At 48.8% G+C, this 15,869-nt stretch carries 16 protein-coding genes; 8 read left to right on the forward strand and 8 right to left on the reverse strand.

The genetic code is table 11. The features are described from left to right. Nucleotides 1-11 precede the first annotated feature (11 nt). The 4 genes from P400_RS0104250 to P400_RS0104265 are packed head-to-tail and all read right to left on the reverse strand — an operon-like array spanning nucleotide 12 to nucleotide 2,471. Nucleotides 12-425 carry a DUF350 domain-containing protein gene (locus P400_RS0104250; protein ID WP_034770831.1) on the reverse strand — a complete coding sequence of 138 codons (414 nt, stop codon included), beginning with the start codon at nucleotides 423-425 and terminating at the stop codon, nucleotides 12-14. Then, a complete protein-coding gene (locus tag P400_RS0104255; RefSeq protein WP_026825008.1) occupies nucleotides 422-1,651 on the reverse strand; it encodes a glutathionylspermidine synthase family protein in 1,230 nt (409 codons plus the stop codon). The genes P400_RS0104250 and P400_RS0104255 overlap by 4 nt, the downstream gene beginning before the upstream one ends. Further along, the gene (locus tag P400_RS0104260; RefSeq protein WP_026825009.1) at nucleotides 1,648-2,016 is read right to left on the reverse strand and encodes a hypothetical protein; all 369 of its coding nucleotides are present in this window, start codon (nucleotides 2,014-2,016) and stop codon (nucleotides 1,648-1,650) included. Before P400_RS0104260 ends, P400_RS0104255 begins: the two co-directional genes overlap by 4 nt. Beyond that, a complete protein-coding gene (locus P400_RS0104265) occupies nucleotides 2,013-2,471 on the reverse strand; it encodes a hypothetical protein (protein WP_026825010.1) in 459 nt (152 codons plus the stop codon). Before P400_RS0104265 ends, P400_RS0104260 begins: the two co-directional genes overlap by 4 nt. 106 nt (nucleotides 2,472-2,577) lie before the next feature. Here P400_RS0104265 and P400_RS0104270 point away from each other — a divergent pair, with 106 nt between their 5' ends. The 6 genes from P400_RS0104270 (at nucleotide 2,578) to P400_RS0104295 (ending at nucleotide 8,655) form a co-directional block, all read left to right on the forward strand. Next, entirely contained in the window at nucleotides 2,578-3,597 is a 1,020-nt protein-coding gene (locus P400_RS0104270) for a potassium channel family protein (RefSeq protein WP_026825011.1), read from the forward strand. 11 nt (nucleotides 3,598-3,608) lie between these two features. Then, nucleotides 3,609-4,736, forward strand: a complete 1,128-nt coding sequence (locus P400_RS0104275) for a YfbR-like 5'-deoxynucleotidase (protein ID WP_026825012.1) — start codon at nucleotides 3,609-3,611, stop codon at nucleotides 4,734-4,736. A 129-nt stretch (nucleotides 4,737-4,865) separates the two neighbouring features. Further along, the gene (locus tag P400_RS0104280) at nucleotides 4,866-5,198 is read left to right on the forward strand and encodes a PadR family transcriptional regulator (protein WP_026825013.1); all 333 of its coding nucleotides are present in this window, start codon (nucleotides 4,866-4,868) and stop codon (nucleotides 5,196-5,198) included. Continuing rightward, nucleotides 5,195-5,722, forward strand: a complete 528-nt coding sequence (locus tag P400_RS0104285; protein ID WP_026825014.1) for a DUF2812 domain-containing protein — start codon at nucleotides 5,195-5,197, stop codon at nucleotides 5,720-5,722. Before P400_RS0104280 ends, P400_RS0104285 begins: the two co-directional genes overlap by 4 nt. Nucleotides 5,723-5,894: 172 nt before the next feature. Then, nucleotides 5,895-7,439 (forward strand): alpha-amylase, encoded by a 1,545-nt coding sequence (gene amyS, locus P400_RS0104290; protein WP_026825015.1) that lies wholly within the window; start codon nucleotides 5,895-5,897, stop codon nucleotides 7,437-7,439. Between the two features lie 202 nt (nucleotides 7,440-7,641). Continuing rightward, entirely contained in the window at nucleotides 7,642-8,655 is a 1,014-nt protein-coding gene (locus P400_RS0104295; protein WP_026825016.1) for a fatty acid desaturase, read from the forward strand. 35 nt (nucleotides 8,656-8,690) lie between these two features. Here the strand turns inward: P400_RS0104295 and P400_RS0104300 are convergent, their stop codons facing one another. After that, the gene (locus tag P400_RS0104300; RefSeq protein ID WP_026825017.1) at nucleotides 8,691-9,521 is read right to left on the reverse strand and encodes a lipoate--protein ligase family protein; all 831 of its coding nucleotides are present in this window, start codon (nucleotides 9,519-9,521) and stop codon (nucleotides 8,691-8,693) included. A 17-nt stretch (nucleotides 9,522-9,538) separates the two neighbouring features. Next, the gene (gene lipA / locus P400_RS0104305) at nucleotides 9,539-10,435 is read right to left on the reverse strand and encodes a lipoyl synthase (RefSeq protein ID WP_026825018.1); all 897 of its coding nucleotides are present in this window, start codon (nucleotides 10,433-10,435) and stop codon (nucleotides 9,539-9,541) included. Between the two features lie 327 nt (nucleotides 10,436-10,762). On the opposite strand from lipA, the gene P400_RS0104310 reads away from it, so the two are divergent. After that, entirely contained in the window at nucleotides 10,763-12,712 is a 1,950-nt protein-coding gene (locus P400_RS0104310) for a glycoside hydrolase family 3 protein (protein ID WP_026825019.1), read from the forward strand. 41 nt (nucleotides 12,713-12,753) lie between these two features. Here the strand turns inward: P400_RS0104310 and P400_RS0104315 are convergent, their stop codons facing one another. Continuing rightward, entirely contained in the window at nucleotides 12,754-13,599 is an 846-nt protein-coding gene (locus P400_RS0104315) for a DegV family protein (RefSeq protein WP_026825020.1), read from the reverse strand. Between the two features lie 8 nt (nucleotides 13,600-13,607). Beyond that, the gene (locus P400_RS0104320) at nucleotides 13,608-14,450 is read right to left on the reverse strand and encodes a lipoate--protein ligase family protein (RefSeq protein ID WP_026825021.1); all 843 of its coding nucleotides are present in this window, start codon (nucleotides 14,448-14,450) and stop codon (nucleotides 13,608-13,610) included. A 106-nt stretch (nucleotides 14,451-14,556) separates the two neighbouring features. Between P400_RS0104320 and P400_RS0104325 the strand changes: the two genes are divergently transcribed. Beyond that, nucleotides 14,557-15,852 (forward strand): HD domain-containing protein, encoded by a 1,296-nt coding sequence (locus P400_RS0104325; protein ID WP_026825022.1) that lies wholly within the window; start codon nucleotides 14,557-14,559, stop codon nucleotides 15,850-15,852. Nucleotides 15,853-15,869: the final 17 nt, after the last annotated feature.

Here is a 15,869-nt window from a genome sequence, read left to right on the forward strand (position 1 = left end):
GGGTGTTTGAATTAGTACGTCAAGCTCGCGGCGACGATGATGCCGACGACGAGTGATGCGGCGAACAAACTGAAACCGATGGCCATGTTGCCGTTCTCGACTTCTTTTTCTAAGTTCACGCCTGGTGTAAGGACGTATTCAAACGTCCAAAACGCCAATACTTGGGCAGCGATGCCGACGAGTCCCCAGATGAACGCATCGAGCAAGTTGACGCTGTTCGCCCAAACCGTGTAGATGACGATGGCGAGTCCGAGCGCTTTCCCCCAAAGCTTTAAAGCGACGGCCATGTTGCCTTCTTTGATTAACTTACGTTCCGAATATTTGGTCGTCAATGCGAAGATGATGAGTCCGGCGAGAATGAGACCGAATCCTGTCCCGAGGTGGGCGAGGAAGCTTAAAATTGAATCGAGTGTGATGAATGTCATGAGTTTGTCTCCTTTTGTGTAGGTGTGCCAACGGCTAAGTAGTACGAATGATTGTTCGTGATCATGCTACCGGCGCGAACGCCGAGTGCGGATGGGTGTCCATTCAAACAGAAACATCCGATCATGTAATGTGTCTCGACAAGGCCCTTGACGGTCGTCGTCATCCGAGTCGGAAGTTCGATGAACTGTTGGTACACGGCCGTCTCTTCCGCATACGTTTGTAGTAATTCTCGGTGAAACGGTTTGCCTTCTTTCGTGTACAAGATGACGGAGTCCCCTTCACGTCCGAATGCCGGTTTTTTGACGTAGTTCGATTCGCCGAGAAACGGTGCGTCTTCTAAGTAAGTTGGTAAAAAATATGTGTCGATGATGTCGCGCTCAGCTTCATCGAACAGTGTCTCGGTCTCATATAACTCCCAAATCAGGGCCTGTACGCCTTTCGATTGCATGAGGAAAGCTGAGAGCGGATTGAGAAGCGATACGTGTTTTTGTTGATTGAGTTCGAGCAACCGAATGCCAATCAAGTCTCCGTCCGGTGCTTGATCGTCTACGAGATGTTCAATCGGATATGTTTGACGGTACAAGATATCGATTCGTTCACCCGATGGTGTATAGATACCGTTTTCGTCGACGAGCAAAGCATGAAGTGACACAAATTCAGACGGTAAATCGAGCGTTTCTTGCAGGAAGCGAGCCGTCCATTTGTCTTCGATGTTGTCATCATGAGCCGTGAAGACGATTTTTGGTGTGCCTTCTCGTCCGAGTCGTTTCCATGCGGCAACGATGGCCTTCCGCAACTCGGTTTTTAACTGAGCGGTGGCTTCCTTGTTCGGATCGAGGAGATCGAATTCGGAAGCGACCACGCCGTTCACGTCAAACAGTTCTTTAATGAACGTCGGTGTATCTGAGTTGAACTCCATCAATTTGAGTTGGCCGTTCTTCATGATCCAGTCGTAGCGACCGATGATTGTCTCCTGCGGAATTGTCTTCTCCCGTAAGAACGGCAGGCTCGATTCGGGATAGCCGAGCAGTCGTAGCGTCTCGTCAGGTAGCGAGCGCAACAGTTGATTCGTCTTCCGAAAAATCGAATCAACCGCCCCGGTCGCCTCTCGGACGGACTCTACCTGCGAGGCGGTCATTTCGAAACAGTCGTATAGGGCATATTCTTCATCGTTTAAATCGGGCCAAAAATAAGGGATTTGACTGTAAAGTTCGTCACGCGTCATCCGCCGAATCCACCTTTAGAGCCGCTCCCGAGTCCAGATTTTGACGACCCTGAATTTGAGCCGTTCGACACGGCGCCGGTCGCACCACCATTTGACTTATATGATTTATAGGTCGAAGAGTTTTTCAGTGCACTTTTTGAACGGAACAAGCTACCGAGTAAAAAGTAACTCCCGTAATGGGGGGAACGATCGTCGTCACAATAATATGATTCTGTCACATCATCCCAGTCCCAATCGTCACATTCGTAGCCGGTCGGCTCTTCAGGGAGCGCGGCTTCGTTATAGTTATCATCTCCACATGCGGCGAGAGAGGTCGTTAATACCGCAGCAGAAAGTCCGCTTAAAATTTTCTTACTTGTCTTCATGTTGATTCCTCCAATGTATAACCGGTCGGTGTGACATATATGACATACACACCACGATCTTCATCTGTTTCTGCTGAATCGCGTTCGTACTCTTTATTGGCGACGTACAAGTATTGACTCCCGAGCATGGCGAGTGCATCGAGGTGACGATCGACGTAATAGGCTTCGAGCAACGGGTTGTCAAAGCGGTCGTCGAGTGTACGGATTTCGACTTTAATCTCGCTCGTTTCTTGTTTGTCCATCGGTCCTTCAGTGTAGCGATCGACGTAAATCAAAAAGTATTGATCGCCTTCTAGGGCGGACGAGCGTTGTTTGTATGTCATGCCGTCTTTGACGAAAAACTCACATTCGCGACGGGCGAGCACTTCGTCTAATCCGAGAGACGTGTAATGGTATAGTGGTTCGAACGATAATTCATTTTTATAGAGACGATACTCTAATACGATTGAATTCATAATTCAGTCCTTCCTTTTTTCTTTTTATACGGGGTGAATGTCAAAATGGTTTCGTGAATCTTTCCTTGGATACGTTTAGTATATAAGAGAGAAGGAGGGGGAAACAGTGCATATCTTGTTTCGTGTATGGAAAGGATTAGCGAAATTATCATTTTTGAACGTGATTCTGGCCTCGGTTGGTATCATCGTCGTCGGGACTGTGCTCGGTTATTTATTTGAACCGGAGACGTTCGAGTCATTGTTCGACTCGTTCTGGTGGACGATGACGACATTGACGACCGTTGGATATGGAGATTTTTATCCGTCTTCCGTGGCGGGGCGATGGCTCGGGATTTTCTTGTTCCTATTCGGGATTGGGATTATCGGGGCATTGATTGGAAAACTAGTTGAAGTCGGAGCGACGTTTCAACGATTAAAACGGGAGGGAAGACTAGTGTATCGTGGAGAAGGACATTATGTATATATCGGATGGTCCCCGAAGACGAAAAAAGCAATCGATGAAGTGCTCAACTATGAACCGAAAGCGGAGATTGTCTTAATCGATCAATTGATTGAGGAGCCGTATGTGCACGATCAAGTACATTTCGTATCAGGAGACGCCTCGGATGAAGCGGTGTTGATGCAGGCAAACGTCTTGAAAGCTCGACGAATCGCCATTTTTGCGGATGCACGTATCACGGAGACATTACTCGCTGATGGGAAGTCGTTATTGATTGCATCAGCGGTAGAAGCGTTATCACACGATTACAAAGTCGATTTGCACACGGTCGTGGAGGTGTGCGAGGAACGGAATATCTCGAAATTTAAACACGTCCGTGTCGACGACTTTATTTTAGCGAACGACTCGGTCTCGCTCTTGATGGCGAAAGCGACATTACAACCAGGGACAACGACCATTTTCCGTCAATTATTAAGTAAGCAGTCGGGTGGGAACATTCAAGCGTTGAAACCGAAAGCCGAGTGGCAAAATGTTCGACAAGCAAATACAGCGTTACTTGAATCTGGGGTGACGCTCATCGCGGTCAATGACCGCTTGGATGTGGCGACGATGCTCGACTTACCGCTCCAAGATACAGACATGCTCTACGTCGTCTGTCACGACGAAGTATTTGAACGATTATCGTAAGGAGTGAAATCATGCATAACGGAACGTTTATCCGAAAGATGACACGCATGCAAAACGTGCAACGATGGGACGAATATGCCCCGCATTATCATGACAATGCTGCAAGTCACAGTTTTCGTGTCGCGGTCTTCAGCTTGATCGCGGCTTATGTGGAGAAAGAGAACGGGCACGAAGTCGATTTGCTCGATTTACTTGGGAAAGCCATCTTCCATGACATGAATGAAGTGCAGACGGGGCCGATTATGCACCGGACGAAAAAAGAACCGACGTTGATTGGTCACATCGAACGGATGGAGCGGACAGCGAGCCTCGGTCTTGTCGAGTTGCTGTCACAGTCGCTACGTCCTCACTTTCATCGCTTCGTTGTCGAAGCGGAAGATGACTCATTTGAAGGACGAATTGTGGACGGAATCGATTCATTCGATGCGATGCTGTTCGTGCGACGGGAAGTCGCGCATGGTTCTCCACATTTCGATGACAAATTAGAAGAGATGAAAGCTGCACTCCGTCATCATCCGATTGATTCGGTTCGCTGGCTGTTCGACCAGGTCGAGGCAGAGACGGATGTGTTACGGTTCATCGAGAACGTCATGCGGATGGATAGTGTGCGTCGTTGGAAAGGTCGCTTCAACACGATTGACGACAACGATGCGATTCACGGTTTCCGCGCGGCTGCACTCGGTATGTTCAGTGGGCTCTTAGAGCGTGAGAAGTACGACGTCGATGTCGATGTCGCCGAACTCGTGGCCCGTCTTCTCTGTCACGACTTAGTGGAAGGGGTGACCGGAGACGTGCTCGGTCCAGTCAAACATTCGACGCAAGAGACAGGGGCTGCGTTTGAGGCGTACGAACGGGCGGAAAGTGAACGTCTGCTTGGACTGTTGCCTGAGTATATGCAACCGGCATTCCGGAGATATATGGCCGACTCGAAAGATGATACGTATGAAGGAATGCTTGTCGATATGATGGACAAACTCGATGCACTCATCAAGATGAACATGGAGCGGAAGATGAACGGGGCCGAGTATGAGGTCACGTATCGCGAGCAGCTCCGTAAAGTCCAGATGCGTTATGAGAATCCAAGCATGATCTTCTTCCTGGCGTATATTTTGCATGATTTGGATTACGTCACAAGCTAAATCAATCCACACAGAAGTCGCATACCTAAATGGGTGCGACTTTTTTTATATCATTTATTGACATATATCATTTAACGATATATATTGAATGTAAGAGGTGTATCATTTAATGATATAGGAGGTGGGGAGATGCCGCGAACGGACTCCTTGGAGTTAGGGGAACTGACGGATAGTATGTTTTACATCTTATTGGCGTTCACGACGCCGCGTCATGGCTATTTGGTCATGCAGTTTGTCGAAGAGACTACGCGAGGGCGAATGCAAATTGGTCCGGCTTCGATGTATACAATCATCAAAAAGTTGTTGAACGCCGAATTGATTGAACCGATGGACGGAGACGGAAAGAAAAAGAACTATCAGATTACGCGTAAAGGGCGTTCGATTCTGACAGATGATGTGAAAAGACGACAGGCGATGGTCGAAGATGCCTGTGCCATTTTAGATATGGAGGGATCACGATGAGACAGAAGTATATGTCGAGCTGGGGACTAGCGTTTGCCGAAGAGCGTGAGATGCGGAAATTGGAGCGAATGGCGGCGAAGGGTTGGCATTTGAAAAAGTTTGCCCCTTTAGGATATACGCTTGTCGAAGGGGAACCGGAAGACGTTCAATATAGTTTGGATTATCGAACTCGTCCAGATGAAGACTACTTTGACCTGTTTGCGTCGAGCGGATGGCAACATGTCACATCGACCGGGGATGAGATTCATATTTTCAAAGGAAATCGAGATGCGAAGCCGATTTACTCGGATATCGAAACAACAGAGGAGAAATATCATGACATGGAACGTCAGATGGGACGGGCTGCGCTCATCCTAGGTATATTATGGATTGCGCTCTTTTCCTTGTTTCAATTTGATTGGCCGACCGTAGTCGAAATGATATTGATTGGCGTTCAACTACTCGTGACGACAGGTCTCGTGTTCACGGGACTTCCGTATATCGGCTACCGATTCAAACGAATAAAAGTGAATCGTCAAGGATGAATAGGCGGATGGCACAAGCCATCCGTCTTTGTTTCGTTCAACTGAACTATTCGAATGAAAAATAGTTAGGGAGAGAGAACTGTTTTTGGACATCGGTCTATGCAACAAAATCAAAATCCTTCACAATGATTAATGCAAGCGCTTTCATTAATCATTTGAGGAGGAATGAATGATGTTGAAGAAACGACAAGGGGTTGCCGTGCTGGCTGGGGTGACATCGATTGCCCTTCTTTCAGGGCAACCGGTCGCACAAGCGGCAACTCCGCAGAACGGTACGATGATGCAATACTTTGAATGGTATGTCCCGAACGACGGACTGCATTGGAACCGTCTCTCGAACGATTCGCAGCACTTGAAAGACATTGGGGTCTCGACCGTTTGGATCCCGCCAGCGTATAAAGGGACGTCACAAAATGATGTCGGATATGGGGCGTACGATTTGTATGACCTTGGGGAATTCAATCAAAAAGGGACGACTCGGACGAAGTATGGAACGAAAACGCAGCTACAGTCGGCGATCTCGAACTTACGCGGAAAAGGAATCGGCGTGTACGGAGATGTCGTCATGAACCATAAGGGCGGAGCGGATTATACCGAGTCCGTTCAAGCTGTCGAGGTCAATCCTTCCAATCGGAATCAGGAGACGTCGGGAGCATATTCGATTTCCGCCTGGACCGGATTCAATTTCGCGGGACGGAACAATACATACTCGCCGTTCAAGTGGCGTTGGTATCATTTTGACGGGACCGACTGGGATCAGTCACGAAGCTTGAGCCGGATTTATAAATTTAAGAGTACCGGTAAAGCATGGGACAGTGAAGTATCCGGTGAGAACGGGAACTATGACTACTTGATGTACGCCGATGTCGATTTTGAACATCCAGAAGTACGACAGGAAATGAAAAACTGGGGGAAATGGTACGCCGATTCGCTCGGTCTCGATGGATTCCGTCTCGATGCGGTCAAACATATCAACCATTCGTATTTAAAGGAATGGGTGACAAGTGTCCGTCAGGCAACCGGAAAAGAGATGTTCACGGTTGCGGAGTATTGGAAGAATGACCTGGGAGCCATCAATGATTACTTGGCGAAGACGGGATATACCCACTCGGTATTCGATGTACCGCTCCACTACAACTTCCAAGCAGCGGGGAACGGTGGCGGTTACTATGATATGCGCAACATTCTAAAAGGCACGGTCGTCGAGCAGCATCCTACACTCGCCGTCACGATTGTCGACAACCATGACTCACAACCTGGGCAATCACTCGAGTCGACGGTTGCCAATTGGTTCAAACCGCTCGCCTATGCGACCATCATGACGCGTGATCAAGGATATCCGACGCTCTTCTATGGTGATTATTATGGAACGAAAGGGACGACGAATCGTGAAATCCCGAATATGTCAGCGTCGCTTCAACCGATTTTGAAAGCACGTAAAGACTTCGCCTATGGCACGCAACATGATTACATCAATCATCAAGACGTCATCGGGTGGACGCGCGAAGGTGTGACGGACCGTGCGAAGTCGGGACTTGCGACGATTTTGTCGGACGGACCGGGCGGATCGAAATGGATGTATGTCGGAAAGCAGAACGCGGGAGAAGTATGGAAAGACATGACCGGCAATAACGGGCGTCTCGTGACGATCAATGCGGACGGTTGGGGCGAGTTCTTCGTCAATGGTGGGTCCGTCTCGATTTATACGCAACAATAAATTAGTTAGACTTGTCTCTAAAGATAGGGACAAGTCTTTTTTTCTGAATTTTCACCACATAAGTTTTATACATGATATAATGACCTGGTGTTAATTCTTGATAGGGAATGCTTCCAATCCATGAATTCACATTGAACAACGTCGGTTGTTGGTTTTATCTATATTTTTGCGTTGTGACGCTGTTGAGTTCAAGGAGGTCGTGATGAGTAAAGAAAAGATTGCCCAATTAAGAAAGCACGTCTCGCCGTTTGAAAAGTCCGATATTCGGATTAGTGTGCGGCAGATGATTAATACGATTTTACCGTTTCTCGTTTCATGGTTTTTGGCGTATCAACTACTGAGTGTCTCCATTTTCCTGACATTACCGTTTACGTTGATAGCAGCAGGATTTGTCGTGCGGATGTTTATCATCTTCCATGACTGTACACACGGTTCGTTCTTTAAGAATAAGAAGGCAAACGCCATCGTCGGAACGATTACCGGTGTTTTGACGTTGTTTCCTTACGAGAAGTGGAAACGCGAGCATGCGATTCATCATGCGTCGAGTGGGAATTTGGATAAACGGGGCGTCGGCGACATCTGGGTCATGACGATTGAGGAGTACATCGAAGCCTCGAAATGGATGCGATTGAAGTATCGCCTATATCGTCATCCGCTCGTCATGTTCGGTCTTGGACCACTTTGGCTCATTCTCGTGACGAGTCGTTTCAATCGAAAAGACGCCCGTAAAAAAGAACGGCAAAACACGTATATCATTAATCTCTCACTCGTCGTGTTATACAGTGCGTTGATTTATGTCATCGGATGGCAAGCGTTCCTCATTGTTCAAGGTACGACGATGTTCATCGCTGGTGTGCTCGGGATTTGGTTGTTCTATGTCCAGCACACGTTTGAAGATTCATACTTCGAGGATGAGCAAGAGTGGGACTACGTGAAGGCGGCAATCGAAGGAAGCTCGTATTATGAATTGCCGAAAGTGCTTCAATGGGTGACAGGAAATATTGGTTTCCATCACGTCCACCATTTGAGTCCACGAGTGCCGAACTATCATTTAGAGAAGGCACATACGTCGACACCACCATTACAGCGAGCAACGACAATCGGGCTATTTTCAAGCCTGAAGTCGTTACGTTACAAGTTATATGATGAAAACAATAAAACATTCGTCACGTTCCGGGATGTGCGCCATCTCTTGCGCCGAACGAACGTGGCATGAAAAAAGATTGTCCCCGTAAAAAAGGGACAATCTTTTTAGCGTTTCCAGACCCATTCGTCACTCTCATACTTCTTCACGAGCAAATCGATCTCAGCTCGCTGTTCTGTCGTAAAGACGAGTGGTTCGAACGTCAAGGAGAACGCGTCTTTGAAGCCGGTCTCAAATGCGGCTGCTACTTCGTCAAAGGAGACGAAGCGCTGTAACGTGTCATTCAAGGCGACGGCTTTTTCGCTGAAGCGGTTTTTGGCTTCAAGTTTTTCGTGCTCCTCCATCGTGAAGCAGTCGAACAACACCTCATCGTCGACAGAAAGCGGGATCGATCCATGTTGAAGCACGGCCCCTTGATGACGTACCTGTGCGCTACCCGCAATCTTCTTCCCGTCGACGGCAAGCTCGTAATACGAGGCGGCATCGAAGCAAACGGCTGATTTTGGTTTGCGGAGCGCCTCACGGTCCTCTTCCGTCAACGGCACCGAAAATTCGGCCGGTACACCGAGCTCATGATAACCGCGGCGGACACCCTCCGTGAGTAATCGATAGCTCTCGATGATATTCGTCGGAAGAGCCGGTGTCGACTCGGGCAAGATGACGCTATATGTTAGTTCATCCGCGTGTAACACGGCCCGTCCACCCGTCAGGCGACGGACGACCGGAATATTGTTCTTCGTGAGCGCCTCGCGGTCCAAGTCGCGTGTCGCCCGCTGGAAACGTCCGACGCTGATCGCATGAGGTGCCCATGAATAAAAACGGAGCGTCGGTTTGAGTTCTCCCTTCGCGACCCAATTGGCGATGGCTTCGTCAATCGCCATGTTCTCAGCCGGTGAAGTGGATTCAGTTCTAAGTAAGTGCCACGTCGTACCAGTCATAATCTCTCTTCTTTCTGTTAATCGATTGGCAACATCGTGTGGCGACGTGCCTTGTGTACTTGTTCGTCCGCATGGTAAGAAGAACGGACGAGCGGACCTGCCTCACAATGTGAGAATCCTTTTGCTAGTGCGATTTCTTTCAACTCGGCGAACTCGTCTGGATGATAGTAACGTTCGACCTCGAGATGTTTCTTCGTCGGCTGTAAATATTGACCGAGCGTCAAAATATCAACGTTGTGCGCGCGAAGGTCGTCCATCGCTTCAATCAACTCTTCTTTCGTTTCTCCGAGTCCGACCATGATTGATGATTTCGTAGGGATCTCGGGATTCAGTTCTTTCGAACGCCTCAAGAACTCGAGGGTCCGGTCATACGTTGCTTTGGCACGGACTCTCGGTGTGAGGCGACGAACGGTCTCTAAGTTATGGTTCATGATGTCAGGACCCGCATCAATCAACGTCTGCAAGGCAGAGAAGTCACCCATCATGTCTGACGGGAGCACCTCAATCGATGTTTCCGGGTTCATGGCGCGGACGGCACGAACCGTTTCCGCGAAGACGGTAGCCCCGTAATCGTTCAAGTCGTCACGCGCGACGGCCGTGATGACGACATGTTTCAAGTTCATGAGTCGTACGGATTCGGCGACACGCTTCGGTTCTTCCCAATCAAGCTCGTTCGGTTTACCTGTCGTGACGGCGCAAAAGCGGCAGGCGCGTGTACAAATACTTCCTAAAATCATGAAAGTCGCGGTCCGACGTACCGCCCAACATTCATGGATGTTCGGACATTTCGCCTCCTCACATACCGTATGTAGATTTTTCTCACGCATCATGTTTTTTAAGCCGGTATATGTTTCATTCGTGTTCAATTTAATCTTTAACCATTCCGGCTTGCGTTTCAGTTCCCCTCTTGCCACAAAAAACTCCCCCTTTTTTTAAGTTAACCTGTAACGAATTGAGTTTACCAAAAAAAGAATCAAAAACGAACCAGAGAAATTATTGGTTTTACCAATACAGTTTTCTGTGTATCAAAACAGAAACATTGTTTCAAAATGGTTACGCTTTCACTAGGGCGATTGTTTCTGAAAAGTGGAGTTGCTATACTGTTGTTGACCACCTGAATAAGAACCAAATGTAACTGATGCGATCAGGCATGGGGTGAACGAGCGTTGATGAGGCAACGCTTCTTCCTCCATGCCTTTTCGTTTGGGGGTCAGCCAAATTTGACTAAGGGGAGTGGGAACATGAACAAGGCATTAAATTGGACGGCAACACTCGGATTGACGACAGCGTTGCTCGTCTCATCGGTTCCGGCAGCGGACGCGGTCGTGGCGGAAGGGACACCGACCATGTCGATTGATCAGCGTGTCAGCACGAAATTGGAATCGATGACACTCGTTCAAAAAATCGGACAGATGATCATGCCGGACTTCCGACTATGGAACGGGGCGAACCATACGGCACTTGCACCGGAAGTTGCGCGAATCATCGATCGATTTGACCTTGGGGGCGTCATTTTATTCGCGGAAAACGTGAAAGAGACGGAACAGACGACGAAACTCGTTCATGACCTGCAAGAAGTCGTGAAACAAGATGCCAGCAATGATATTCCGTTATTCGTCACAATCGACCAAGAAGGTGGGATTGTGACACGCCTTGGGACGGGAACGAATTTACCGGGGAATATGGCGCTTGGAGCGACTCGAAACAGTCAATATGCCTATGATGCAGGGGAAATCATCGGTTCTGAATTACACGCACTCGGGGTAAACGTGAACTTCGGACCAGTGTTAGACGTCAACAATAACCCAGGGAATCCAGTCATCGGGGTCCGTTCCTTCTCGAGCGATCCTGACCTGGTCGGCGAACTTGGATCAGCGATGACGAAAGGCATTCAAGACCAAGGCGTAGCGGCAACGGCGAAGCATTTCCCAGGTCATGGAGATACAGCCGTCGACTCCCATTACGGATTACCGATTGTCGACAAAACGCTCGACGAGTTGCGCGGACTGGAACTGCTACCGTTCAAACGTGCCATCACGGAAGGCATCGATATGATTATGACAGCACATATCGGGATGCCGCAGATTGAAGACGAGGTCGTCGAGTCAGATCGCGGCACGTTCCCGCTTCCGGCGACGCTCTCGGACGATGTCATTACGGGAGTGCTCCGTGAGGAACTCGAATATGAAGGAATCGTTGTGACCGATGCGCTCAACATGCAGGCTATCGCAGACAACTTCACGGAAGCGGAAGCGGTCATCAAGACGTTCGAAGCGGGGGTCGACATCGCGCTCATGCCGACGATTTTACGTTCGGAGGCGGACGTGATCAAACTCGAGGCGATCTTTGAGGAAGTCATCGCGGCAGTGAACGATGGACGTTTGTCGGAGGCGACCATCGATGAATCGGTCGAACGGATTTTAAAACTGAAGGCAGAACGGGGCATCTGGGGAGAAACGATGAACTCGACTACGCTCGAGGCGAAGCTTGCGGAAGCAAATACTGTCGTAGGAAGCGCAGAACATAAAGTGAAAGAGCGTGAAATCGCGGAAGCGGCTGTGACTCTTGTGAAGAATGAGAATAAGACGCTCTCGTTCAAACCGAAAAAAGGGGACACGGTGCTCGTCTTGTCACCAACGAAAGACCAGACGGATAGCATGGTGAAAACGATTAAGTCACTAGAAAAGAATGCGGGGAATATGAAAGACGTGAACGTCATCACGGCCAACTATTCAGCATCGACGCCACATCTAGATCGAAATCCGGCACTGTGGCAACAAGTTGAGGCAGCTGACTATATCATCGTCGGTTCAAACGTGAACAACAGTGCCAAACTGAAGCCGACGTCAGCCGATCATTATGTACCGGCCGAAGTGTTCCGTTACGCCAACGAGACAGGGAAGAAGTCGGTCTTACTCAGTTTGCGTAATCCATATGATATTGCCGTTCAGCTAGAAGCACCGGCGCAGCTATTGATCTATGGATTCAAAGGCGACCCGAACGGACCAGACTCGGAAGCGGGTAACTTGAAGTCGGCAGGACCGAACTTACCGGCAGGCATCCGTGCCATCTTCGGTGAAGTGAAGCCGCAAGGGAAGTTGCCGGTAGATGTACCAAAATTTGTGGACGGTGTATTCCAAGACGAGAACTATGCGCAGTTTGGGGACGGATTTAAGAGCTGGAATCGCTAAACGAAAATGAGCTCGCCCGAAAATCGGGAGAGCTCATTTTTTCATGCTTCGAAATAGGCGATGACGAGTAGACCTGGACCGGTGTGGGCACCGATGGCAGACCCGACCAGTGTCTTCGTGATGTGCTTCGGTTCGAGATGTTCGCGGACCATCTTCTCGAACTGTTCCGCTTTTTCAAGGTCGTCACCGTGACCGATGAAAAAGTCCCCGTTCTCGACGAGCGGCTTCGATTCAACGGTCCATTCGACCATGCGCCGCATGACTTTCTTATGACCGCGTACCTTTTCAATCGGGACGAGCTTGCCGTCCTCGACCGTCAATAACGGTAAAATCGTCAACAAGTCTCCGATGAAAGCACTCGCTTTCGACACACGTCCGCCTCGCATCAAATATTCGAGCGATTCGACCGTGAACAAGTGGCGAATCTTTCCGACGAGCGAAGCAGCATACGCAACTGTTTCTTCGTACGTGTGCTCTTGACTGTACTCTGCGACTGTCTTGACGAATAACGCCTGTCCGACTGAAGCGGTTCGAGTATCGAGGATCTTGAATGTGCTGTCTGGATACTCCTCCTTCAGCATCTCACCGACCATGACGGCGGTTTGATAGGTACCAGAAAGTTCACCTGAGAAGGCGAGATATAAGAACGGCAGTCCCGCCTCGAGATGCTGACGGAAGCAATGTTCAATACGTGACGCCTCGATTTGGAACGTCTTCGGCGTCTTGCCTTGACGCATCGCATCGTACACGTCTTTCGGTTGAATTGTTTCCCCGTCTAAAAACTCTTCGTTGTCGATGATGACACCGAGCGGTAAAATCTCAAGACCGTATTCGATGATTTGATCGTGTGTCAAATCGGCTCCGGTGTCTGTGATCAGTTTAAACATTGGATGAATCACTCCTCTGTTAATTGTTGTTCAATCTCGCGTAGCGGTTCATTCCGTTTCCACATCCGTTCGAGCTGGCTCACGAGTGTCGTTTGTTCTTCAGCTGTCAGTGACGCGTTTTGGAGCGTGCTGACAGTGGAAAGGACGCGGTAGGCCCGTGTAAGAACATCTTGAACCGTGAGGGGAATGCCGAGCAAATCTTCTAGCGAAGCCATCGTTTCCGGTACAATGGTAGGGTACGTGAACTTGGTGGCTTCCTCTTGGATCGCCAAATCATAAAAGTCTCGAATGATTTCGGCACGTTTGCTCCCGCTCTGTCTGACGCTCAAGTAAATTTGAACGGCGACACCGCCACGGACGCGTCGTTGCGAAATACCGGCGAATTTTTTCCCGTCAATCGACAAGTCGAAACTTCCCGGACAGTACGAGCCGACGACCTCACCTGGGACGATGTCGCTCGTGACATCTTGGAACATCTGTTGGATAAGGGAGGTCATGGCCTCATAGCCGCTGTCGATTTGAATCCCGTCATTCTCGGGTAAGATTAAAGATAAGTTCAGGACATCATCGTCTAACACGACGGCAAGTCCGCCCGAGTTACGGACGACCGGTCGAAAGCCACGCTCGTGCAAATACCGAACCCCATCTTTTAAATGAGGCAACCTTGCGTCTTGGATTCCGAGTACAATCGTATTCGTGTGCACCCATACGCGCAAGACAGCGCCTGATTGTTGGGTTGAAGCACATAACGTATCGTCAGTTGCGAAAGATTGTTCCGCTTGAAACATCGTGCCAAGGCTCGATTGGTCGATCACACGATAACTCGGTTGTTTTAATAATGGATGGATCATATACTTAATTCCTTTTCACAAATAATTTTCCTTCTCATTATAGCACGGAGGGAACGATTCGTTTGAAGTCGAATCTAGAACATAACGAAACGTAGGAGGGCATGTCATGTACTCGTCACGAGGACAACTATCTGGATCAAAAGTGTTTAAAGACCCGGTACACCGTTATATTTACGTCTACGATCATCTTATTTGGGAGCTGATCAACACGAAAGAGTTTCAGCGCTTGCGTCGCATCAAGCAACTCGGGACGTCCTTTTTGACGTTCCACGGCGCAGAGCACACACGATTTCATCACTCGCTCGGTGTATACGAAATCGCACGCCAGTTAATCGATCAGTTCCAACAGTACCCAGAATGGAACGACCGAGACCGTGAGTTGTTGTTAGCAGCGGCACTCTTACATGACGTCGGGCATGGGCCGTTCTCGCACGCATTCGAACACGTCTTTTCCGTTCGCCATGAAGTATGGACCGAACGAATCATTTTAGGGGATACCGAAGTTAACAAAGTGTTATCCGAGATGGGTGTCGGGTTTGCGGAAGAAGTGGCCTCGATCATCAACAAGACGCACCCGAATCGTCTAATTGTCAACATACTCAGTTCGCAACTCGATGTCGACCGGATGGACTACTTGCTAAGAGATGCGCACTTTGCAGGTGTCAGCTACGGGAAATTTGATTTAGAGCGCATGTTGCGCGTCTTGCGTCCAGATGAAGATCAAGTCGTCGTCAAGCAGTCGGGGATGCACACGATTGAAGATTACATCATGCGTCGCTATCAGATGTATTGGCAAGTGTACCTTCATCCGGCGACACGTTCGAGCGACCTTCTCTTGAAAGCGATTCTTGAGCGAGCACAGGAACTGTATGAGAGTGGCTATGCCTTCAACCTGACCCCGAAGCACTTCTTGCCAATTTTTGAACAAAAAGTGATGGCGCTCGAACAATATTTGAAGTTGGATGAAACGGTCGTCTACTTCTATTTCCAAGAGTGGATGGATGAGGAAGACTCGATTTTGGCCGATCTGTCCAGTCGGTTCGTGAATCGTCGTTTATTGAAATATAAAAACTTCCCGGAAGCGAACCGTGACCGTCATATGGAACGTCTCCGTCAGACGATGGAAACAATCGGGTTACCGTCGAAATATTATTTGCTTGAAGATCAGTTAAGTCAATTGCCATATGACTTGTATAAAGGCCAAGGAAAGTATGAAGGGATTTATCTTCAGATGAATGACGGTGAGCGGAAAGAGATTTCGGAAGTGTCGATGCTTGTCCAGTCGATTTTGAACTCGAGACAGTCGGATGAAAAGATTTATTATCCGGAAGATGTGTTGTTGAACTTGAAGGATTATGCCAACGAGAAATCGTGGATTTTGTCGACATTAAAAGACGAATAAGCACGCAAAGGAGCGTG

This window comes from Exiguobacterium marinum DSM 16307 (assembly GCF_000620845.1).
Classification (GTDB): domain Bacteria; phylum Bacillota; class Bacilli; order Exiguobacteriales; family Exiguobacteriaceae; genus Exiguobacterium; species Exiguobacterium marinum.